Source organism: Nonomuraea sp. CX421 (assembly GCF_059358955.1).
In genome coordinates this window covers 50,321-71,127 of record NZ_JCADBK010000016.1, presented here as the reverse complement: position 1 = coordinate 71,127, position 20,807 = coordinate 50,321, and the positions used below count along the sequence as shown (strand labels likewise).

The 20,807-nt window shown below is 72.8% G+C and carries 20 protein-coding genes; 7 read left to right on the top strand and 13 right to left on the bottom strand.

Features of this window, described 5'->3' with window-relative positions:
* Positions 1–30 precede the first annotated feature (30 nt).
* Both AC5L3X_RS26140 and AC5L3X_RS26135 read right to left on the bottom strand, forming a co-directional pair.
* On the bottom strand, positions 31–444 hold the full coding sequence (locus AC5L3X_RS26140) for a VOC family protein (RefSeq protein WP_189125567.1): 414 nt from the start codon (positions 442–444) through the stop codon (positions 31–33).
* Between the two features lie 20 nt (positions 445–464).
* Complete coding sequence (locus AC5L3X_RS26135) at positions 465–899, bottom strand: helix-turn-helix transcriptional regulator (RefSeq protein WP_494860340.1); 435 nt, start codon at positions 897–899, stop codon at positions 465–467.
* A 113-nt stretch (positions 900–1,012) separates the two neighbouring features.
* Between AC5L3X_RS26135 and AC5L3X_RS26130 the strand changes: the two genes are divergently transcribed.
* Positions 1,013–2,563 carry a cobyric acid synthase gene (locus tag AC5L3X_RS26130; protein WP_494860338.1) on the top strand — a complete coding sequence of 517 codons (1,551 nt, stop codon included), beginning with the start codon at positions 1,013–1,015 and terminating at the stop codon, positions 2,561–2,563.
* 10 nt (positions 2,564–2,573) lie between these two features.
* On the opposite strand, the gene prfH is transcribed toward AC5L3X_RS26130, so the two are convergent.
* The 6 genes from prfH to AC5L3X_RS26100 form a co-directional block, all read right to left on the bottom strand.
* Entirely contained in the window at positions 2,574–3,242 is a 669-nt protein-coding gene (prfH, locus tag AC5L3X_RS26125) for a peptide chain release factor H (RefSeq protein ID WP_189125564.1), read from the bottom strand.
* Positions 3,239–4,447, bottom strand: coding sequence for an RNA ligase RtcB family protein (locus AC5L3X_RS26120; protein ID WP_494860336.1), 1,209 nt, complete (start codon positions 4,445–4,447; stop codon positions 3,239–3,241). The genes prfH and AC5L3X_RS26120 overlap by 4 nt, the downstream gene beginning before the upstream one ends.
* A gap of 420 nt (positions 4,448–4,867) precedes the next feature.
* Positions 4,868–5,791, bottom strand: a complete 924-nt coding sequence (locus AC5L3X_RS26115; RefSeq protein WP_494860335.1) for an endonuclease/exonuclease/phosphatase family protein — start codon at positions 5,789–5,791, stop codon at positions 4,868–4,870.
* 145 nt (positions 5,792–5,936) lie between these two features.
* Entirely contained in the window at positions 5,937–7,076 is a 1,140-nt protein-coding gene (locus AC5L3X_RS26110; RefSeq protein ID WP_189125561.1) for an epoxide hydrolase family protein, read from the bottom strand.
* Between the two features lie 10 nt (positions 7,077–7,086).
* Positions 7,087–7,953 carry a TIGR03619 family F420-dependent LLM class oxidoreductase gene (locus AC5L3X_RS26105; RefSeq protein WP_494860332.1) on the bottom strand — a complete coding sequence of 289 codons (867 nt, stop codon included), beginning with the start codon at positions 7,951–7,953 and terminating at the stop codon, positions 7,087–7,089.
* 224 nt (positions 7,954–8,177) lie between these two features.
* Complete coding sequence (locus AC5L3X_RS26100) at positions 8,178–8,594, bottom strand: VOC family protein (protein ID WP_494860331.1); 417 nt, start codon at positions 8,592–8,594, stop codon at positions 8,178–8,180.
* Positions 8,595–8,707: 113 nt separating this feature from the next.
* On the opposite strand from AC5L3X_RS26100, the gene AC5L3X_RS26095 reads away from it, so the two are divergent.
* On the top strand, positions 8,708–9,721 hold the full coding sequence (locus AC5L3X_RS26095) for a helix-turn-helix transcriptional regulator (protein WP_494860329.1): 1,014 nt from the start codon (positions 8,708–8,710) through the stop codon (positions 9,719–9,721).
* 328 nt (positions 9,722–10,049) lie between these two features.
* A complete protein-coding gene (gene rox / locus AC5L3X_RS26090) occupies positions 10,050–11,486 on the top strand; it encodes a rifampin monooxygenase (protein WP_494860328.1) in 1,437 nt (478 codons plus the stop codon).
* 11 nt (positions 11,487–11,497) lie between these two features.
* On the opposite strand, the gene AC5L3X_RS26085 is transcribed toward rox, so the two are convergent.
* A complete protein-coding gene (locus AC5L3X_RS26085) occupies positions 11,498–12,148 on the bottom strand; it encodes a response regulator (RefSeq protein WP_494860326.1) in 651 nt (216 codons plus the stop codon).
* Entirely contained in the window at positions 12,130–13,338 is a 1,209-nt protein-coding gene (locus AC5L3X_RS26080; protein WP_494860324.1) for a sensor histidine kinase, read from the bottom strand. Before AC5L3X_RS26080 ends, AC5L3X_RS26085 begins: the two co-directional genes overlap by 19 nt.
* A gap of 111 nt (positions 13,339–13,449) precedes the next feature.
* On the opposite strand from AC5L3X_RS26080, the gene AC5L3X_RS26075 reads away from it, so the two are divergent.
* The 3 genes from AC5L3X_RS26075 (at position 13,450) to AC5L3X_RS26065 (ending at position 17,473) form a co-directional block, all read left to right on the top strand.
* Entirely contained in the window at positions 13,450–14,265 is an 816-nt protein-coding gene (locus AC5L3X_RS26075) for an ABC transporter ATP-binding protein (RefSeq protein ID WP_494860322.1), read from the top strand.
* Positions 14,259–16,676 carry an FtsX-like permease family protein gene (locus AC5L3X_RS26070; RefSeq protein WP_494860320.1) on the top strand — a complete coding sequence of 806 codons (2,418 nt, stop codon included), beginning with the start codon at positions 14,259–14,261 and terminating at the stop codon, positions 16,674–16,676. Before AC5L3X_RS26075 ends, AC5L3X_RS26070 begins: the two co-directional genes overlap by 7 nt.
* 71 nt (positions 16,677–16,747) lie before the next feature.
* The gene (locus tag AC5L3X_RS26065; protein WP_494860318.1) at positions 16,748–17,473 is read left to right on the top strand and encodes a VOC family protein; all 726 of its coding nucleotides are present in this window, start codon (positions 16,748–16,750) and stop codon (positions 17,471–17,473) included.
* A 277-nt stretch (positions 17,474–17,750) separates the two neighbouring features.
* On the opposite strand, the gene AC5L3X_RS26060 is transcribed toward AC5L3X_RS26065, so the two are convergent.
* Positions 17,751–18,320 carry a dihydrofolate reductase family protein gene (locus AC5L3X_RS26060; RefSeq protein ID WP_494860316.1) on the bottom strand — a complete coding sequence of 190 codons (570 nt, stop codon included), beginning with the start codon at positions 18,318–18,320 and terminating at the stop codon, positions 17,751–17,753.
* Between the two features lie 443 nt (positions 18,321–18,763).
* Between AC5L3X_RS26060 and AC5L3X_RS26055 the strand changes: the two genes are divergently transcribed.
* On the top strand, positions 18,764–19,501 hold the full coding sequence (locus AC5L3X_RS26055) for a VOC family protein (protein WP_494860314.1): 738 nt from the start codon (positions 18,764–18,766) through the stop codon (positions 19,499–19,501).
* 45 nt (positions 19,502–19,546) lie between these two features.
* Here the strand turns inward: AC5L3X_RS26055 and AC5L3X_RS26050 are convergent, their stop codons facing one another.
* Both AC5L3X_RS26050 and AC5L3X_RS26045 read right to left on the bottom strand, forming a co-directional pair.
* On the bottom strand, positions 19,547–19,969 hold the full coding sequence (locus tag AC5L3X_RS26050) for a DUF6924 domain-containing protein (protein WP_494860312.1): 423 nt from the start codon (positions 19,967–19,969) through the stop codon (positions 19,547–19,549).
* Between the two features lie 53 nt (positions 19,970–20,022).
* Complete coding sequence (locus AC5L3X_RS26045; RefSeq protein WP_494860310.1) at positions 20,023–20,769, bottom strand: class I SAM-dependent methyltransferase; 747 nt, start codon at positions 20,767–20,769, stop codon at positions 20,023–20,025.
* Between the last annotated feature and the right edge of the window lie 38 nt (positions 20,770–20,807).

Sequence of the window (20,807 nt, the reverse complement as noted above, 5' to 3'; positions counted from 1 at the left end):
CCGGTCGGTCTGGCGGTGGGAGTGACCGGCTCAGCCGGGTGAGCCGGTGATGCGGACGAGGTTGCCGGCGGGGTCGCGAAAGGCGCAGTCGCGGATGCCGTAGTCCTGGTCGATGGGCTCCTGGACGACCTCGGCGCCTGCGGCCTGGAGGCGGTCGAAGAGCCCGTCGAGGTCGTGGGTGGCCAGCGTGATGGCGGTGTAGGCGCCCTTGGTGATGAGTTCCACGATGGTGCGGCGCTCGGCGTCGGTGACGCCCGGATCGGCCGCCGGCGGGTGCAGCACGATCGAGGTGCCGGGCTGGCCGGCCGGTCCGACGGTGATCCACCGCATGTCTTCGTAGCCGTTGTCGGCCCGGACCTCGAAGCCGAGCATGTCGCGGTAGAAGCCGAGAGCGGCCTCGGGGTCGGTGTGCGGGAGGAAGGCGTGATGAATGGTGATGTTCACGCCCGACACGGTAGGCGTGACTAGCGGTCGCGGGCTTCTCGATTCTTGACCGGTCTGGTCACCTGCTTGCTCAGGCACGGCGGAATGCCCGCCGCGGCCTGGGAGTGGTCACGCCGGTAGAGGCTCGGCGGCACGCCGACCAGCTCGGTGAACCTCGTGCTGAACGTGCCCAGCGAGGAGAAGCCCACTGCGAAACACACGTCCGTGACGCTGAGGTCTCCGCGGCGCAGCAGCGTCATCGCCCGTTCGATCCGCCGGGTCATCAGATAGGAGTACGGGGACTCGCCGTAGACGCGGCGGAACTCCCGGCTCAGGTGCCCGACCGACATGTGCGCCGCACGGGCCAGCGTGTCGAGGCTCAGCGGCTTGGCGTAGTCACGATCGATCCGGTCCCGGACACGGCGGATCACGGCGATGTCGCGCAACCGTCGCGCCTCCAGACGCCCAAGGCCCATACGCGCCATCGTGCCACGTCGCCCTGACGCGGGCGACCAGCGTGGCAGGGCCGAGCCGTACGCCTGCCTGCCCCGGTAGGGTGGGCATCTTTTGGGGATGCGGGAGGACATCGGTGCGGGGGGCGTTGCTGGTCGCGGGGACCACGTCGGACGCGGGCAAGAGCGTCGTGACGGCGGGCATCTGCAGGTGGCTGGCCAGGCAGGGCGTGCGGGTGGCGCCGTTCAAGGCGCAGAACATGTCGCTCAACTCGTTCGTGACGGCCGATGGCGCCGAGATCGGCCGCGCGCAGGTGGTGCAGGCGGCGGCCTGCGGGCTGCGGCCGACCGCCGACATGAACCCGATTCTTCTCAAACCGGGCAGTGACCGGCGGAGCCAGGTCGTCGTCATGGGCCGTCCGACGGCCGACGTGGACGCCATGGAGTACGGCGCGCTCAGGGACCGCTTGCGTGCCGTCGCGGTGGAGGCGCTTGAGCGGTTGCGATCACAGTACGACGTGGTGATCTGCGAGGGCGCGGGCAGCCCGGCGGAGATCAACCTGCGCGCGGGTGACATCGCCAACATGGGCCTGGCGCAGGCCGCCGGGCTGCCGGTGATCGTCGTCGGCGACATCGACCGCGGCGGTGTCTTCGCCTCGATGTACGGCACGCTCGCCCTGCTGGACGCGGCCGACCAGGCGCTCGTCGCCGGTTTCGTGGTGAACAAGTTCCGGGGTGCGCGTGAGCTGCTGGAACCGGGGCTCGACATGCTGCGCGCGCTGACGGGCCGGGAGGTCTACGGCGTGTTGCCGTGGCTCGATGGGCTCTGGATGGATGTGGAGGACTCGCTCGCGCTGGACGGCCGCCCGGCGCAGGTGCCGGCGGCGGGCGGGCCGAGCCTGCGGGTCGCGGTCGTCAGGCTGCCGCGGATCTCGAACTTCACCGACATGGACGCGCTGGCGGCCGAGCCGGGGGTGATCGTGCGGTTCGTCACCTCGGCCGCGGAGCTGGACGACGCCGACCTGGTGGTCATCCCCGGCTCGCGGGCCACGGTCGCCGATCTGACGTGGCTCAGGTCGACGGGCCTGGCTCGGGCCGTACGGGAGCGGGCGGCTCGGGGCGGGCCGGTGCTGGGCATCTGCGGCGGCTACCAGATGCTGGCCAGGACGATCAGGGACAACGTCGAGTCGGGCGCCGGCGTGGTGGAGGGGCTGGGGTTGTTGCCCGCGTTCGTGGAGTTCGCGGCGGACAAGCGGCTGGGGCGTCCGGTGGGGGAGGCGTACGGCTGCCGCGTGGCCGGCTACGAGATCCACCACGGGTCCGTGACCGTCGACTGGCCCGGACACGGGCCGGCCGGTGAGGGCGGCTCGGGTGGCGACGGGGCGGAGCCCTTTCTCGACGGCTGTCGTCTGGGAGCCGTGTGGGGGACGACCTGGCACGGCGCCCTGGAGAACGACGACTTTCGCAGGGCGTTTCTCGTGGAGGTGGCGGCGAGGGCCGGACGGGCCTTCACGCCGGTGCCGGGCACCTCGTTCGCCGCGCTCCGCGAGGCCCGGCTGGACGCGCTCGGCGACCTGGTCGAGCGGCACGTCGACACCGGGGGCCTGACCCGGCTGATCCGGCGGGGTGCTCCGGCGGGGCTTCCCCCGCTGGGTCCCGGAGCGGGTTCCTCTCGCGGGAGCGCGTGAGAGGACCCCGTCAGGTGAGTCGTCGGGGCCGGCGCGTCCGCTCCCGCGGGGCCGGGTCCCGCTCCGGCTGGTCCGGGCGTTCGACGCGGGTGGGGTCGCCGCGTACGAGCTCGTCGTGGATGCGCCGGCGGGAGGCGGTGACGGCGCGCTCCGCCGCCTGGTCGCCGTCCTCGATCCGCTGCCGCAGCAGCCGCAGGGCGATGCGGCGGTTGAGGCTGAACTGTCGTTCGGTGTCGACCACGACGACGATCCCGGAGGGCCGATGGGTCGCACGTACCGCGGTGCTGGCCTTGTTGCGGTGCTGGCCGCCGGGGCCGCCGGTGCGGCAGGCGACGATGTCGACGTCCGCCTCCGCGAACGTCGTGCGGGGGGTGTCGACCTGGCACGGCTGGGCGATGACGTACCAGTTCTTCCGTCCGGTGTTGGAGCGGTAGGGGCTGGGGGCCTGCCAGCACAGGGTTCCGGTCCACGAGGCGGCGAACGCCTCGGCGCCGGCTCCTGTGATGCGGACGAGGACCGACCGGTAGGTGCCGGGCCGGTCACCGGCAACGGTCTGGGCCCGGCTGGTGCGCAGATGTCGCCGGGCGGCGTCGGCTTCGAGGCGGCGCAGCAGCTGGGCCAGCGCCCAGGCGCACTCCTGCGGGCCGCGCCCGGCCGACAGGAGCAGGTCGACGGTCACTGCCGGCCTCGCCTGCGGCGCTGGTCGCGGTGGTCGCGGTGGCCTTTCCGGGGCGCGGACCCGAGGTCGGCGGTCTTGTAGGTGACCAGGGGGATGGTGGTGGCCACCGGCGTGGCCAGGTCGTGGTCGACGAGGTCGGCGATCACTTGCTCGATGCGTTTGTAGGCCGTCGGCGCCTCTTCGAAGAGCAGTTGGCGGTCGCCGCACACCACCAGCGACCCCACCGGTGTGCGGCGCAGTTCCTCGACCGTGTGCTTGGCCCGGCCCCGGCGCAGGGCGTCCGCGCGTGACATCTTGCGGCCGGCGCCGTGCGCCACGGAATGGCCGGCGTCCGGCCCGGCGTGCGCGGCCACGAGGTAGGAAGGGGTGCCCCTGGTGCCGGCGATGAGCACGTCGCGGCCGTCGCCGGGCGCCGCGCCCTTGCGGTGCAGGTAGATCCCGTCGCGGAGCTCGACCAGGTTGTGGCACTGGTCGACGATCGGCTCGGTGGGCTCGGCCCCCAGCGCGTGGGCGACCCGGGCGGCCATCAGCCGCCGGTTGAGCGACCCCCAGCGTACGGCGTCGTCGTGCATCGCCAGGTAGGCGCCGGGATCAGGGGCGGGGCCCGCGCCGTGGACCTCGGTGTGCGCGCGCAGGATTCGTTCGCCCAGCCCTCGGGAGCCGCTGTGGACGATGAGGACCAGGTCGCCGGCGGCGAGTCCGAGACGGCTCGCGTGGTCGGGCTCGAGGACGGTGCCGATCCGGGCCAGTTCGACGAAGTGGTTGCCCCGGCCGACCGTCCCGAGGCTGTCGACGTGACCGGCGGGAATGTCGCCCTTCAGCACGGCCCACACCGGGTCGTCGGCGTCCCGCTCGGGGTCCAGCGCCTGATCGAGGTCGGGGAAGCGGGCGGCGAGTTTCTCGGGGTCGGCGCGCTTGAGCTTGATGGGGAACACGGCGATGCCGCAGCCGATGTCGGATCCGACCAGGAACGGGTACAGCGTGGTCGACGCCATGGCGGCGCCGATGGGGGCGCCCTTGCCGGGGTGCAGGTCGGGCATGGCGGCGACGTGCGTCATGCCGTCCAGGGCGGCCACCTGGTGGCACTGCGCGAGGGCCTCGGACTCGATCCAGCTCGCGGGGGAGGCGAACACGGTGACGGTGGCCGGCCCCGTGGCCGAGGTCGGCGGCGGGGAGGACTGCTGGTGGGGGTGTCGCTGGGACAAGGACGCTCTCTTCGCTGAACAGGGTGGGGGCTGGCGGCATCAGGGCGCGCTCGGGCGCCGATGGATCTCGGCGTGGGGGTGCCGTCCGTCAGGAGATCATGGGCACCACGTTTCCGGAGCCCGCGACGGGTGGCAAACGGTTTTCGGCCGTACGGCACGGGTGCGTCAGCAGGGAAGGGCCCGGCGGAAGCGGTCGCGGAGGCCGGCGAGGCGTTCGACCGATTCGCTGGCGGACACGAGCGGCGGCGACGTCGGCATCCGCGCCGGGGGCGTCCAGTGCGGCGGCCACGGCGTTCTGTGCCAGCCCGACCTGGCAGACGACATTAGGTCACTCCGCGCACAACCACGCTGTGCTTCTCATGGTGCACCCGGACAGCCGATGAGGGCATCGGCAGAGCGAAGCGCCGTCGCGGTCCCCTCTCACGGGAGTCTGACCTCGGCGAACACCGGCCGGTGATCGGTGTGCCGCAGGTCCAGCACGCGGAAGTCCCGCACCGCCATCCGCGAGTCCGCCAGCACGTGGTCGATCGCCACGCCGGGCAGCCGAAACGTACGGCCCAGCGCCTGCGGCCAGGTCGCCGTGAACCCGTGCCCCATGACGTCGGCCGCGTCCCGGTAGCCGGACGCCAGCAGCTCACGCATCGGCAGGTGGTCGAGCGTGGCGTTGAAGTCGCCCGCCAGCAGCCGCAACGCGCCGCCGCCGCGCGGCAGCGCGTCGAGGCCGCCCTGCCAGCACGGTTGCCGGCCGGTGCGCTTGGGCGCGCACGGGTGCACGGAGACGATCTCCACGCGGGCCCCGCCGGGGTGCGCGAGCCACGCCCTGGCCTGCCCGAACGCGCCCAGCTTGATCGTCTTTCCGGCCGTCAGCGGATGCCGCGCGTACACGGCGGACCCGCCGACGCCCGGCAGCGGCCGCGTGACGGCGTGCGGCAACGTTGCGCGCAGGCCCGCCGCCTCCAGCCGCCGCATCGCGTCCGGTGTGAGCTCCTGCAACGTCAGCACGTCCGGCCGCACCTGGCCGACCAGGGCCATCAGCTGGGCCGTGTCGGCCTGGCCCACCATCAGGTTGGCCGCCAGCACCCGCATCACCGGCCCGTGCGCGGCCGGATTGCCGTCGGCCAAGGCCCGGGGCGCGACGGCGAGTCCCATCGCCACCACGGCCGCGATCCCCACCACCGCCGCCGCCCGGCGTCTCAGCGCCCACGCCAGCGCCGTGCCGGCCAGCGACCCGGCCGCCGCGTAGGGCGTGTAGGCCACCACCGGCACCCACGGCCAGTCCGGCTCGAACCCGCTCAGCCGCACCAGCGCCCACCCGGCGAACGGTACGACGGCGATCCAGCTCATCCATGTACGCACGTCCCTGTATCGCCACAGAGCCCGATACGCGTTCATGAGAAGCCGCGCGATGACGCCGAAGCCGGAGTCGTGGCCGGGACCGTGAACCTCTTCGACGCCGGCCGGTCAGCCCCAGGGGGAGACCTCCGGGGCCTCAGCGCACCGCGCGGAAGAAGGCCCTGATGTCCTCGACCAGCAGTTCGGGCGTCTCCATGGCGGCGAAGTGGCCGCCCCGGTCGAATTCCGACCAGTGCGCGACGTTGTGCCCGCGTTCGGCGATCCGCCGGACGCCCGGGTCGCCGGGGAAGACGGCGACGCCGTGCGGCACCGTCGAGTACTCGGCGGGGGCGCCCCATGAACTCTGCGACTCCTTGTACAGGCGGGCCGAGGACGCGGCGGTCCCGGTGAACCAGTAGATGCTGATGTCGGTGAGCAGCTGGTCGACGTCCACCGCGTCCTCGGGCAGGTCGCGCGCCGGGTCGGTCCACTCCTTGAACTTCTCGGCGATCCACGCCAGCTGCGCGGCGGGCGAGTCATGCAGGCCGAACGCCAGGGTCTGGGGCCGGGTCGCCTGGATCATCGCGTAGCCGGCGCGGTCCTGATCCTGGTACTGGCCGAGTCGGGCGAGCTCGGCCTCGGTGAGCCCCTCGAACTCGGCCGGGTCGCCGGTGGGGAAGCCGAGGGCGCCGTTGACGTGGACGCCCACGACATGCGCGGTGTCGGCCCGGCCGAGCATCGGTGAGATGACCGCGCCGCTGTCGCCGCCCTGCGCGCCGTAGCGGTGGTAGCCGAGGCGGCGCATCAGCTCGGCCCACGCCCTGGCGACCCGGTTGAGGTCCCAGCCGGGTTCGGTGGTCGGCCCGGAGAAACCGAATCCGGGGATCGACGGGGCGACGACGTGGAAGGCGTCGGCCGGCTCGCCGCCGTGCGCGGCCGGGTCGGTGAGCGGCCCGATGACCTTCATGAACTCCGCGACCGAGCCGGGCCAGCCATGCGTGATGATCAGCGGGAGTGCGTCCGGCTCGGGTGAGCGGACGTGCAGGAAGTGCACGTTCTGCCCGTCGATGGGGGTGGTGAACTGCGGGAACGCGTTCAGCCGCGCCTCGGCGGCGCGCCAGTCGAATCCGGTGCGCCAGTACTCGGCCAGCTGCTGCGCGTACCCGACGGGGACGCCGTAGGACCAGCCGGCGCCGGGCAGTTCGTCCGGCCAGCGGGTCGCGGCGAGCCGGCCGCGCAGGTCGTCGAGCTGCGCCTGCGGGACATCGATGCGAAAGGGGGTGATCTCCGAAGTCATGCCCCCATCTTCATGCGCATGCGTTCCCGTAGGTAGGGTCCCCTGCACCGGCTGGACGTGCGGAATGCAGGCTCTCGTCGGCGCCGAGTGCGGCGGCGCGGTCGAGGTCGCCCAGCGCGGCTTCGGTGAAGGCGCCGGGGGAGAGCTGATCGTCGCCGAGGGGCGGGATCGTGTTCACCATGACGGTGCCGGCGCCGCCGGCCTGCCGGTACCAGCGGACCTGGGTGCGGGTCTCGTCCCAGTCGACGGCGACGGTGATGAAGCCGTCGCCGAGGCGGGCCGCCCGTTCGATGGTGCGGCGGGTGGTCGCGCCGATGAGCAGGGGGATGGTGCCCGACGGCTTGGGGCCGATCAGGGACGGCGGGATCTGGTAGTGCTCGCCGTGGAACTCGACGGGGTCGGGGGCCCAGCAGGCGCGCATCGCGGCGATGTGCTCGACGAATCCGGCGCCTCTGCGGCCGGCCGGCACCCCCGCCGCGATGAATTCCTCGGGGATGTGGAACGGCGGCAGCCGGGTGCCGCCGCCTTGACCGATGCCGACGTCCAGCCGTCCCTGGGACAGCCGGTCGAGCGTGGCCAGTCTGCGGGCCAGGATGACGGGGGAGTGGAAGATGGAGTTCAGGATGGCGGTGGTCACGCGGATCCGGCGGGTGTGCGCGGCGGCCCAGGTCAGCATCTCCAGCGAGTCCCAGGCGTGTGACTCGGGCAGGCCCGCGTCGTTGTCCCAGCCCGGTGCGGCTGGCATCAGGAGCCGGTCGCTGGCGGACACGGCGTGGAATCCGAGCCGTTCGGTCGCCTGGGCCACGGTGACGACGGCGTCGGGGCCGGCGTGCGGGCCCACGTGCGGCAGGCTGACGCCGATGCGGGGAAGGTTCATTCCTGTCCTTCACGAAACAGTTGGGCGGGCACGGACACCTCGTTCAGGCGCCCTTTCCGGGGTGAGTCGAAGCAGCCGGAGCATTCTTGCGGTCCGCCTCGCGACAATCAGCCGCCGGTTCCCAGGGGCGCCGCCCCGCACTGTCGGGTGATACCGGACCGCTCGTTCGGGAGCGTGGCGAGGGAGGCACACCGGGTGCGTGCCTCCCTCGCTGGGCGGGATGCTCAGTATTCGCTGACGACGTCCAGGACCCAGACGACGCCGAAGCCGTCCCTGAGCATTCCGTAGAGCGGCGCCCATTGCGCGGGCGCCAGCGGCTGCAGGACGGTGGCGCCGGCGGAGAGCTTCTCCCAGTACGCGGTGATCTCCTGAGTGGTCTCGCCCCGGACGGAGAGGAAGAACGCGTTCTCGCCCTGGTTCCACGGCAGGCCCGACGGCACGTCGTAGGCCATCACGTGGAAGCCGTCGTCGGCGAGCACCTGACCCCACATCACCTGGTCCGCCTCGGCGGCGTCCCGCACGTTCCCGGCGTCCTCATAGGTGACGACGGCGAGGTGCCCGCCGAACACGGACTGGTAGAACTCGAGCGCCGCGCGGGCGTCGCCCCGGAAGTTCAGATGGGTGACGGACTTGACGGCCATCTTCGGGCTCCTGACTTTTCGAATGTCGTCTCTGGGCGCCGTTGTCCGGCGCGAGACCACCGTCACAGGGGTAGAGGTCAGGTTGTGGCCGCTTCTCACGGCACCATGGATGCATGCCGAAGACCTCAGCGCGACTGCTGGCGTTGCTCTCGCTGCTCCAGACGCGCCGCGACTGGCCGGGGGCGCTGCTGGCCGAGCGGCTGGACATCAGCCCGCGCACCGTGCGCCGTGACGTCGGCCGGCTGCGCGAGCTCGGCTATCCCATCGTGACCTTCAAGGGGCCCGACGGCGGATACCGGCTCGAAGCCGGCACGCGACTGCCCCCGTTGCTGTTCGACGACGAGCAGGCCGTCGCCCTGGCCATCGCGCTGCGGACCGCCGCCACCGCCGGCGCCGGCATCGGGGAGGGGGCGGCGCGCGCGCTCAACACCGTGCGGCAGGTGATGCCCGCCCGGCTGCGCCACCGGATCGACACCCTCCAGGTCACCGCCGTCGAGCGGCCCGCGCTCCGACCGGCCCCGCAGGTCGGCGGCGAGGTGCTCATGGCGCTCAGCGCCGCCGTCCACGCTCGCGAGGTGCTGCGCTTCGACTACACCGCCGCGCCGGACGACGACCACGGTGTCGTGGGCGTCCGGCCGCCGCGCCGGGTGCAGCCCCACACCCTCCTCACCTGGGGCGGGCGCTGGTACCTCGTCGCCTGGGACCTCGACCGCGACGACTGGCGCACCTTCCGCGCCGACCGGATCACTCCGCGCGCCCCGACCGGGCCTCGCTTCGCCCCGCGCGAGCTGCCCGGAGGCGACGTGGCCGCCTTCGTGGCCGCCAGGTTCCGGGGCACCGGCACTGGTGACGGCGACGGCTCCGGCGACTGGCCGTGCCGCGGCGAGGTGATCCTGGGCCTGCCCGCCGCCGCCGTGTCCCCGTACGTCCGCGACGGAGTCGTGGAGGAGCTCGGCCCGGACCGCTGCCGGCTCGTCCTCGGCTCGTGGTCCTGGCTCGGCCTGGCCGCCGCCATCGGCAGGTTCGACGCCGCCATCGAGGTCGTCGGCCCGGCCGAGCTCAGGGACGCCTTCGCGCACCTGGCCCGCCGCTATGCCGCCGCGGCCGACGGCGTGGGGCTCGGGTAGCGCGAGCTGGCCCGTCCACAACGGACGACAAAATCCACAACGGACGACAAAAGGAAAAAGCAAGGAGGTCATTCGCCTCCCTGCCACTTTCAACGTATAGCGCACCGGGGGGCTTGCGGCAAGCCCCGGGGCGTGCTGCAGAATCGTCGGCCGAGGCCGGCACCTGCGGAATCAGGGTCCGCGAACGCACGTGTCCTGGTGCCGGCGTGCGGGCTCACGGACGTGGAACCGCCCGTGGGGCCCGGGGCGCGATCGCGGGACCCGGCGCCGAGGTGCGGGTGCGCGCGGAGCGGCCGGCCGGAAAACGACCTTGTCGAAGAGGGGATTCATGATTGACGTGATCGTCGCCGGTGGCGGACCGACCGGCCTGATGCTGGCCGCCGAGTTGCGGCTGCACGGCGTGCGCGTGCTCGTGCTGGAGAAGGAGACGGAGCCCATCGGGTACGTCCGCGCGCTCGGCCTGCACGTGCGCAGCATCGAGGTGATGGACCAGCGCGGCCTGCTGGAGCGGTTCCTCGCGCACGGCCAGAAGTATCCGGTCGGCGGTTTCTTCGCCGGCATCACCAAGCCCTCACCCGCCCGGCTGGACACCACCCATCCCTACGTCCTCGGCATCCCGCAGCCCACCACCGATCGCCTGCTGGCCGAGCGCGCCGCCGAGGTCGGCGCCGAGATCCGGCGCGGCTGCGAGCTGGTCGGGCTGAGCCAGGACGAGGACGGGGTGAGCGTCGAGCTGGCCGACGGCACGCGGCTGCGCTCGCGCTACCTCGCCGGCTGCGACGGCGGCCGCAGCACGGTGCGGAGGCTGCTCGGCATCGGTTTCCCCGGCGAGCCGTCCAGGGCCGACACGCTGCTGGGCGAGATGGAGGTGGCCGTGCCGCCGGAGAAGGTGGCCGCCGTGATGGCCGAGGTCCGCAAGACCCAGCTGAGGTTCGGCGCCGGGCCTGTCGGCGACGGCGTGTACCGCGTGGTCGTGCCCGCCGAGGGGGTGGCCGAGGACCGCTCGGTCCCGCCGACCCTCGAGGAGTTCAAGCGGCAGCTGCGGGTGTTCGCCGGCACCGACTTCGGTGTGCACTCACCGCGCTGGCTGTCCCGCTTCGGCGACGCCACCCGGCTGGCCGAGCGCTACCGGAGCGGCCGGGTGCTGCTGGCCGGCGACGCGGCGCACATCCACCCGCCGCTCGGCGGGCAGGGGCTCAACCTCGGCATCCAGGACGCGTTCAACCTCGGCTGGAAACTGGCCGCCGAGGTCGGCGGCTGGGCGCCGGAGGGGCTGCTGGACAGCTACCACGCCGAACGGCACCCGGTGGCCGCCGACGTGCTGGACAACACCCGCGCGCAGATGGAGCTGGTGTCCACCGAGCCGGGTCCCCAGGCGGTGCGCCGGCTGCTGTCGGAGCTGATGGAGTTCGAGGACGTGAACCGCCACCTGATCGAGAAGATCATCGCGATCGGGATCCGCTACGACTTCGGCGGGGGGCACGAGCTGCTCGGCCGGCGGATGCGCGACGTGGGGCTGAAGCGGGGGCGCCTGTACGAGCTGATGCACGGCGGTCGCGGGCTGCTGCTCGACCAGACCGGCCGGCTCTCGGTGGCGGGCTGGGCGGATCGGGTCGACCACGTTGTCGATGTCGTCGACGGCGGCGAGGAACTGGACGTGCCCGCGGTGCTGCTGCGGCCGGACGGCCACGTGGCGTGGGTCGGTGAGGACCAGCGGGAGCTGGCCGGCCTGCTGCCCAAGTGGTTCGGCGCCGCCGTCGGCTGAGCTCTGCCCGGTCAACCTCGGAGGTAGGCGAGGACGGCGAGGACACGGCGGTGGTCGTCCCCGGCGGGGGGCAGGTCGAGCTTGGCGAGGATGCCGGCGATGTGCTTGGCCACCGCCGCCTCGGTGACCACCAGCACGCGGGCGATGGCGGAGTTGGAGCGGCCCTCCGCGACCAGGCCGAGGACCTCCCGCTCGCGCGGGGTCAGCCGCGACAGCGGTCCGCGGCGGCGGCTGAGCAGTTGCCGCACCACCTCCGGGTCGACGACCGTGTGCCCCTGGGCGACCCGCTCCACCGCGTCCACGAACTCCCGCACCTCGCCGATCCGGTCCTTCAGCAGGTAGCCGATCCCCGCACCGCCGTCGGAGTCGAGCAGCTCGGCCGCGTAGGTCTGCTCGACGTACTGGCTGAGCACCAGTACGGCGAGCTCCGGGTGGGAGGCGCGCAGTGCGAGCGCGGCGCGCAGACCCTCGTCGGCGAAGCCGGGCGGCATGCGCACGTCGGCGACGACGATGTCGGGTTCGTGCTCGGCCACGGCGGCGAGCAGTGCCTCGCCGTCGCCGACCGAGGCGACGACCTCGTGGCCGAACCGGTCGAGGAGCCCTGCGAGCCCCTCGCGGAGCAGCACACCATCCTCGGCGAGGGCTATCCGGAGAGGGGACACGGGATCTCCACACGCAGCGACGTCGGCCCGCCTGGCGGGCTGGACAGGGTCATCACGCCGTCCGTCACGGCGACGCGGTCGGCGAGCCCGGCCAGCCCGGACCCGGCCGCCGGGTCGGCGCCGCCCACCCCGTCGTCGCCGACCTCCAGCACCAGCGCGCCGTCGTGGAGCCGGGCGCGCACGAAGCCGCGCCGCGCCCGGCTGTGCTGGGCGATGTTCGTCATCGCCTCCGACACGACGTAGTAGGCGGCCACCTCTATTGGGGGCGGCAGCCGGCCGGGCAGCGAGACGTCGACGTCGACGGGGACGGGAGACCGGCCCGCCACGTCGCGTACGGCCGCGCCGAGGCCCCGGTCGGTGAGCACCTGGGGATGGACGCCCCGGATCAGCTCGCGCAGCTCGGCCAGGGCGCGTTTGGCCTCCTCGTGCGCGTCGGCGACCTGCGTCTCGGCGGGCGACCCCGGCGGCAGGTCGAGCCGGGCCAGGCCGAGCTTCATGCTGAGGGCCACCAGCCGCTGCTGGGCGCCGTCGTGCAGGTCGCGCTCGATCCGGCGGCGTTCGGCCTCGAACGCGTCGACCAGCCGGGCCCGGGAGCGGATGATCTCCGCGTCGCCCGGCGCGAGGAGCGCCCGCGCGATCAACGCGCGGGTGCCCGCCCAGGCGGCCATCATGTAGGCGAACAGCGGCAACAGCAGCAGCCCGGCGGCGAACAGCGGCAGGCCCTCCAGCGGGTTCAGACCCGGCTGGAACGGCCCCGACATCAGCAGCAGCGGCAGCCAGATCGCCGACGAGACCAGTCCCAAATCCATCCACCACATCACCGACACCGCGACGGCCGTGAACCCCAGCTCGCGCCAGGTCGCCTGCTCACGCAGGCGGGTGGCGAGCCAGGCTCGCGGACCCGGCCGCGGCGGCCTCAGGTGCGGGTCGGCCGCCGGCGCGTGGTCGACCAACCGGAGCCGCCACCGCTCGAACGCCGCGGCCGGCACCGTGAGCACGGTCAGAGCCAGCAGCGCGGCCACGGTCGCCACTCCGACGCCGAGAGCGTAGGCCGCGTAGATCATCACGCACGCGGCCACCGCGTGGACCGCGCTGCACAGCAGGTAGGCCAGCGACCGCCAGGGCCACGACGAGCGGAGGAACGCCGACGGCCTGCGGGTCACCGCTGCCAAGGCGGTCGGGGCGAGCACCCCCCGACGTTAACCGATCCGGGTGCGCGGGCACGGTAGTGCTGGATCTACCTCTGTCTCTCGCCTCAGCGCCAATGCGCCGGCACGGCACAGGCGCCTTCACTGGACCACATGAATCCGGCAGAGACCACAGGCGGCCGAGACGGCGCGCACCCGGCAGCGCCCGGCGGGGACCCCAAGCAGGTGGACCGCGAGGAGACCGTGCGGCTGCGGGCGGTGCGCCGGCTGTACGGCACGGCCGCCCACACGGTGAGGGCCCTCGACGGGGTGACGGCGAGCTTCCACGCGGGCACCCTGACGGCGATCATGGGTCCGTCGGGGTCGGGCAAGTCGACCCTGCTGCACTGCGCGGCGGGCCTGGACCGGCCGACCGGCGGCACGGTCGCCATCGACGGCACCGACCTCGGCTCGCTGAGCGAGAACGGCCTGACCCTGCTGCGCCGCGAGCGGGTGGGGTTCGTCTTCCAGGCGTTCAACCTGGTGTCCGCGCTCACCGCCGAGCAGAACGTGGCGCTGCCGCTGCGCCTGGCGGGCCGCGCCGCCCCGTCCGGCCTCGTCCGGGCGGCGCTGGCGGAGGTCGGCCTCGCGGACCGGGCGGGGCACCGGCCGAGCGGCCTGTCCGGCGGCGAGCAGCAGCGCGTCGCCATCGCGCGGGCGCTGATCACCAGGCCCGCGGTGGTGTTCGCCGACGAGCCGACCGGCCAGCTCGACACCAGGGTGTCGCGCCAGATCCTCGGCATGCTGCGCGGGCTGGTCGACGACCACGGACAGACGATGATCATGGTGACGCACGACCCGGTGACGGCCTCCTACGCCGACCGGGTGCTCTTCCTCGCCGACGGGCGCGTGGTGGACGAGCTCACCGGTACGGTCACCGCCGAGATCGTCGCCGCCCGGATGGCCGTCCTGGAGGCCGCGCCGTGCTGACCTTCGCGACGTTGCGGGAGCGGTGGCCCTCCTTCGCCGGGGGGTTCGTCGTGCTGGTCCTCGGCATGGCGATGGTGTCGATGAGCGTCCTGACTCTGGCCTCGGCGGGGGCGAGGGTGCCCGAGCGGCTGGCGGGGACGCCCGTGTTCGTTTCGGTGCCGATGGCCGAGCGTGGCGACGGCGACTTCGCCCCGGACCGCCCGTGGTCGCCGGAGACGGTGGCGTCGCTGCGGGAACGGCTGGGCGCGATCCCCGGGGTGGCGCACGCCGTACCGGATCGGACGTTCTACGCGCAGCCGGTCATCGGGGGCCGGCCGGTGGCGGGTGACCGTGGGTACGCGTGGTCGGCGGCGATGCTGGCGCCGTACCCGCTGACGGCGGGCGCCGCGCCGCGGGAGGGCGAGGTGGCGCTGGACCGGTCACTGGGTCTCGCGCCGGGGGAGCGGGTGTCCGTGCTGACCGTGCACGGGCCGGTGACGTACCCGGTGTCCGGCACGGTGGACGGGCCGGGGGTGTATCTGAACGACGCGGAGGCGGCCCGCCTCTCGGCGGGGGTGCGCGCGATCGGCCTGGTCACCGAGCCGGGGGCGGAGGTCGCCGCGGTCGCGGCGGCCGCGCGGGCGGTGGCGGGCGGCGTGGTGCTCATCGGGGACGGGCGCGGCGCCCTGGAGGCGCGGGAGGACGAGCGGACCCGCTGGATCGGCCTGCAGGTGCTCACCGCCATGGCCGCGCTGTCGGCGTTCGTGTCGGTCCTGGTGGTGGGGTCGACGTTCGCGGTGGGGGTGGCGCAGCGGCGCCGCGAGTTCGGCCTGCTGCGCGCCGTCGGCGCGACGCCGCGTCAGGTGCGGCGGATGGTGTACGGCGAGGCGCTGGCGGTCGGTGTCACCGCGACGGCGGGAGGGGTGGCGGCCGGCGCGTTGCTCGGTCCCGCGCTGGGGGACCTGCTCGTCACGGTGGGGTTCCAGCCGCCGGGCTTCGCGGTGCGGTGGTCGCCGCTGCCGCTCGCGGGCTCGTTCGCGGTGGGGGTGGTCGTCACGCTGGCGGGTGTGTGGTCGGCGTCTCGGCGGGCCGCGCGGGTGCGCCCGCTGGAGGCGCTGCGCGAGGCCGAGGTGGACGACCGTCCGATGCCGCGCGTGCGGTGGATCGCCGGGGTGGCGTGCTGCGCGCTGGGTCTGGCGGCCGCGGCCGGCTCGGGCCGTTCGGACGGCTCGGACGCGTTCGTGGTGTCGGGGCTGGTCGCGGCGATGGGGGTGATCGCCGGGCTGGCGCTGCTGTCGCCCGCGGTCGTGCCGCCGGTGGCGCGGCTGGTGTCGTGGCCGCTCGCCCGGGGCCGCGGCGCGACCGGGATGCTCGTCCGGGAGAACGCGCTGACCGCGGTCCGCCGTACCGCGGCGACGGCCACGCCGGTGCTGATCACGGTGGGGTGCGCGGTACTGATCACGGGGATGGTGCAGACGACCGCCGCGGCGTTCGCGGAGGTGCGCGCCACCACGATCCGGGCGGACGCGGTGATCGTGCCGGACGGCACGCCGGGGCTGACGGACGCCGCGGCGTCGGCGGCAGGTGCGGAGTCGTCCCTGTTCAGTGGCCTGTTCGAGCCGGACGGCGGCGTCCTGAGCGCCATCGGCGCCACCCCCGAACTGCTGGAGCGGGCGGGGGACGTCCAGGTGGTGTCCGGCTCGCTCGACGCGCTGCGGAGCGAGGACCGGGTGCTCGTGGCGCAGTGGCTGGCCGAGGACCGGGGGCTGCGGCCGGGCTCGACCTTGCCGGTGTCGTTCGAGGACGGCACGTCGGCGTCGCCGACGGTGGCCGGGGTGGTCCGGGAGGCGGACGCCGACGTGCTGCTCTCCCGGGAACTACTCAGGAGGCACGACCCGGTGGCCCTCGCCAAGGAGGCGTACGTCGCGGGCGCCGCCGGCCCGTCCGGCCCGGGGGCGCGCGTGGTGGACGTCCCCACCTACGCGGCGGAGGCGGACGCGGAGGAGGATCGGCTGGTGTGGATCGCCACCGTGCTCCTCGTCGTGGTGTCCACCGCCTACGCGGGCGTGGCGATCGTGAACACGATGGCGATGTCGGCGGCCGGGCGCGTTCGCGACCTCGCGGTGCTGCGCCTGTCCGGCGCCACGGTCCGGCAGGTGCTCGCGACCGTGGCGGCCGAGTCGGTGCTTGTGGTGCTGCTCGGCGCCGGGCTGGGGCTGGTGGTGGCGTTGCCCGCGCTGCTGGGCATGCGACGCGCTTTCGCCACCGCCATGCGCGCGGACGTCCCCCTCGTGGTGCCGTGGCCGCTCGTCCTGGGAGTGATCGCCGCCTGCCTGGCCCTCGCCGCCTGCGCCGCCGTACTCGCGGCACGCCCAGCGGTACTGGCCGGCGCGGCGGAAACTCGTTGGCGTCGCGGTCCTCGATCGGGCTAGCGTTGCTTGCGCCACGCGTCAGGAGGACGTGCCCTGTCCGCGCCTGTGAGTCCGCAGATCGGAGACCCACGATGACGTCCCAGCTCGTCGCGCTCTGCTTCGACGCCAACGACCCGCTCGCTCTCGCGCGCTTCTGGGCCGGAGTCCTGGGCTGGGAGATGGCCGACGACCCCCGCGACGGCATCGCGCTCCTGCCGAGCGACGACACCGGGTTCCGGATCCGATGTCTGCCGAGCCAGGAGAAGAAGATCGGCCCGAACCAGATGCACTTCGATCTGACGAGCACGTCCCTCGACGACCAGCGGCAGACGGTGGCCAGGGCACTTCGGCTCGGCGCGCGGCACATCGACGTCGGGCAACGCCCCGAGGAGGATCACGTGGTGCTCGCCGACCCTGAGGGCGATGAGTTCTGCGTCATCGGGCCGGACAACGAGTTCCTGGCCGACTGCGGATTCGTCGGAGCGCTCGCCTGCGACGGTTCGCAGGAGGTCGGCTACTTCTGGAGCGAAGCGCTGGGCTGGCCGCTGGTCTGGGACCAGGACCAGGAGACCGCGATCCGCTCGCCGCACGGCGGCCCGAAGATCACCTGGGGCGGCCCGCCGGTGATGCCGAAGACGGGGAAGAACAGACTGCACTTCGACCTCGCTCCGCCTGCGCACGGTGATCAGCAGGCGGAGGTCGACCGTCTCGTCGCCCTCGGAGCTTCCCGGGTCGACATCGGCCAGCGCGGGGTCAGCCATGTGGTGATGGCCGATCCCGATGGCAACGAGTTCTGCGTGTTGCCCCCGCTGGCGTGACCGGCCCCGCGCGACCGGCGACCCCTTCGCCGCCCGGGCCCCGAGCCGTCCGGCTCAGCCGGTCGGGTCCGGGACCGGACCGAGGCGGCAGGCGACCTGAGCCGGGTGTGTGAGCTGCGGATAGTGCCCCGCCCCGGCGCTTTCGGACACTCTGTGGCCCGGCCGTCACGGTGAGCGGGCCGGCCGAGCCCACGGCGAAAGCCCTGCGCCGCAGCATGGGGACGGCCGGCCGTCGTTCCGTCGCGAGGGAGCGGCCAACGTGCCAGGATCAATCACGTCAAGCCGTAACTCGCGTGGGCCGGTATCGCAGGGCGACCGCCCCTGAGCGGAACTCACGGCGGTCCACGGGCTCGAGCTGGATGCGCTCGCGCAGACCGGCGAGCAACGTCGGCCCGTGTCCGGCAAGGACCGGCTGTACAAGGAACTCGTACTCGTCGATCAGTCCCAGATCTGCCAACGCCAGGGGGAGCGTCACGCCACCCACCCACAGGCCCTCGCCTGACTCCTGCTTGAGCCGCTGAACCGCTTGCCCCAAGTCGCCTCGCACCAGCTCGGCATTCCAATCGACCGCGCTCAGCGTGCTCGACACGACGTACTTCTTCGCCCGGTCGATGGTCTCGGCGAACGGGATCTGCCACTCATCCATCCAGTCAGGCCACGTGTCCGTGGCCGGCTTCCGCCACGCCGACTCCATCATCTCGTAGGTCACCCGGCCGAATAGCAGGGCATCGGCTCGCTCCATCTCAGCGGTCCAGTAACGCATCGACTCCTCGTCCGGGGGGAGCCCTGCCTCGTGATGGCAGCAGCCGTCGAGCGTGACGTTGATCGAGTATCGAAGTGGTCTCATTTCGTTGCTCTCCCTTGATGCGCGCAGCGCGTTTCACCGGACGTCTACTTAGACGACTGTCGGCGCCATTTCTCATCGGCGCCCGATCCCCCCTGCTCAACACCGTCGTGATGCGAACCAGACCGCAGACCGAGCGCGCGACCGATTCGGGCGCTCGGGGCGTTCAGGTTCGCAACGGGTCTCAAGCGCCCTGCGAGACCTACTGCCCCTCCACGACATCCTCGCCAAACAGCCACCGCCCGGTCACCCAGACAGCCTGGAGTGACGTCAAAACTCACCGACATTGATCAAGGAAGCTGATCGCCATCTTCACCAGGCACGACTTGGGTCAGCCTCGGCCTTGGACGCCTCGTACGCGCCGAGCTTGGTGTAGTCCGGGTGAGCGCCGCCCACCCGGTCACGACGACCGCCCCTCCCCGTCCGTGGGCATAGGGTCAGGCGGCATGGCGCTGCGACTTGTTCAGGTGAACTTCAAGGCCCGGGACGACTCGGCGCTCGGCCGGTTCTGGGCACGGGCGCTCGGCTGGGGCACCTCCAGCGAGGGACCCGGTGTGACCAACGTCGAACCCCTGGGCTTCACCTGGCCGGACCCCGCCGCCGTCTGCGTCGACGTCGTCACCGTCCCAAACCCCGAGACGGTGAAGTACGGCGTGCACCTCGATCTCGCCACCACCTCGGCCGCCCATCAGACGGAGTTGGTCGCGCGCCTGAAGGAGCTCGGGGCGACGCCCGCCGATGTGGGCCAGGGCGACGTCCCGTGGACGGTCCTGGCCGACCCGGAGGGCAACGTGTTCTGCGTGCTGGAGCCCCGATCGATCTACCGGGACACCGGGCCGATCGCGGCGGTGGTGGTCGACTGCGCTGATCCGCGAGCCATGGCCCGGTTCTGGGGCGAGGCGATGGACTGGACCCTGCACACGGTGACCGACGATCACGCGGTGCTGCGTTCGGCCCAGGGGGTTGGGCCGTATCTGGAGTTCCTTCGCATGTCCGGCGCGAAGACCGTATGGAACCGTGTCCATCTCGACCTGAAGCCGTACCCCGGTGACGACCAGGTGGCGGAGGTGGCCCGGCTGCGGGCTCTGGGCGCCACCGACGCCGACGTCGGCCAGGGCGATGTGCCATGGACGTGCCTCGCCGACCCCGAGGGCAACGAGTTCTGCGTCCTCAGCTCGGGCTGACGCCGGCGAGAGTCGTCGTTCCCCGCTCCTCGGCGGCGTAGCGGTTCAGCTCCGGAACCCGCGGAAGACGCCGTCCGCGTCGGCGCTTTCGGCGAACTCGCCGAAGTCCATGTTGGCGATGGAGAGGTTGGCGTGAATTCCGGGAAGCTCGGAGGGGATGACGCGCATCTCCCAGGTGCATTCCAGCTCGATGACCAGGAACGGCATCTCCGGCGAATCGATGGTGACCTTGTCGGCGATGACGAGGAGCGGGTCGTTGTAGCCGTCCGGGAGCAGGGCGAGGACCTGCACCGAGGTGAGGCCGTGATGGGCGGGATCCTCGACGACCTTCACTGTGTCCGAGAACGTCCTCATCCAGCCGTCCTCGTCGGTGTCGCCGAGCGAGTCGTGGACGGCCTGCCATCGTTCCTGGTCAGAGAAGTCGGTACGGACCACGAGCAGGGCATCGACTGCGGGCAACATGTCCATCAGACGATCTTCGAGGCGGAGCCAGTGGCTCCGCAAGTGCGGGCGGCGCGGGTTCAGGCGATCAGCAGGCGAAGGCCGAGCTCCGCCGCGTCGAGCTCGACGAGGTCTCGGTTGCGTTCGGCCCACCGGCCGGAGGCGAGGTCATCCCGGAGGCCGCGCACCGCGCGCTGCTCGGCGTCCGGCCCGACTCTGGCCCAGACCGACACCCCGCGACGGACATCCTCGTCCAGGTATGCCTCGGGCCGGCGCCAGTGGGCCTCGAAGAAGCCGTCAGCGCAGTCCCACGGGATGAGCACCGGTTCCGTCCGGGCTCCGATCGCTCGGGCCTGCTCGGTCACCGAAGGCCGGCCGGCAAGGAGGCCGGAGACCTCAGGCAGGTAGTCGCGAGTAAGCCAGAACCGATGACGCCACCCGCTGTCACTGGTGTCGTGCGTGAACACCACCACCCGGCGAGCGACCCGCCGCATCTCGCGCAGGCCGGCGATCGGGTCCGGCCAGTGATGAACGGAGGAGACAGCCATCGCGGCGTCGAAGGACTGGTCGTCGAACGGCAGGTGCTCGGCGGATCCGACCAGGCACGGCGCCGCGTCCGGAAGGCGTTGCGAACGCATGAGCGCCGACGGCTCCACCGCGAGGACGTGGCGGTCGGGGGGCTCGTAGGAGCCGGTGCCCGCCCCGACGTTCAGCACGGTCCGGGCATCGCCGAGCGCGGCCCAGATCCGCGCGGCGATGCGTGGTTCGGTGCGCCGTGTCACGGTGTAGGTGGCTCCGATGGTGTCGTACAACTGCGCGCTGGACATTGACCCTGCCTTTCCGCTGGTCACCCATCGAGTTCGAG

What these genes read in the sequence shown, in the direction of transcription:
- AC5L3X_RS26060 (WP_494860316.1), bottom strand. Translation starts at nt 18,320, where the DNA reads ATGAGACCACTTCGATACTCGATCAACGTCACGCTCGACGGCTGCTGC.
- AC5L3X_RS26100 (WP_494860331.1), bottom strand. Translation starts at nt 8,594, where the DNA reads ATGGCCGTCAAGTCCGTCACCCATCTGAACTTCCGGGGCGACGCCCGC.
- AC5L3X_RS26075 (WP_494860322.1), top strand. Translation starts at nt 13,450, where the DNA reads ATGAATCCGGCAGAGACCACAGGCGGCCGAGACGGCGCGCACCCGGCA.
- AC5L3X_RS26045 (WP_494860310.1), bottom strand. Translation starts at nt 20,769, where the DNA reads ATGTCCAGCGCGCAGTTGTACGACACCATCGGAGCCACCTACACCGTG.
- AC5L3X_RS26065 (WP_494860318.1), top strand. Translation starts at nt 16,748, where the DNA reads ATGACGTCCCAGCTCGTCGCGCTCTGCTTCGACGCCAACGACCCGCTC.
- AC5L3X_RS26050 (WP_494860312.1), bottom strand. Translation starts at nt 19,969, where the DNA reads ATGGACATGTTGCCCGCAGTCGATGCCCTGCTCGTGGTCCGTACCGAC.
- AC5L3X_RS26115 (WP_494860335.1), bottom strand. Translation starts at nt 5,791, where the DNA reads ATGAGCTGGATCGCCGTCGTACCGTTCGCCGGGTGGGCGCTGGTGCGG.
- rox (WP_494860328.1), top strand. Translation starts at nt 10,050, where the DNA reads ATGATTGACGTGATCGTCGCCGGTGGCGGACCGACCGGCCTGATGCTG.
- AC5L3X_RS26110 (WP_189125561.1), bottom strand. Translation starts at nt 7,076, where the DNA reads ATGACTTCGGAGATCACCCCCTTTCGCATCGATGTCCCGCAGGCGCAG.
- AC5L3X_RS26135 (WP_494860340.1), bottom strand. Translation starts at nt 899, where the DNA reads ATGGGCCTTGGGCGTCTGGAGGCGCGACGGTTGCGCGACATCGCCGTG.
- AC5L3X_RS26105 (WP_494860332.1), bottom strand. Translation starts at nt 7,953, where the DNA reads ATGAACCTTCCCCGCATCGGCGTCAGCCTGCCGCACGTGGGCCCGCAC.
- AC5L3X_RS26095 (WP_494860329.1), top strand. Translation starts at nt 8,708, where the DNA reads ATGCCGAAGACCTCAGCGCGACTGCTGGCGTTGCTCTCGCTGCTCCAG.
- AC5L3X_RS26055 (WP_494860314.1), top strand. Translation starts at nt 18,764, where the DNA reads ATGGCGCTGCGACTTGTTCAGGTGAACTTCAAGGCCCGGGACGACTCG.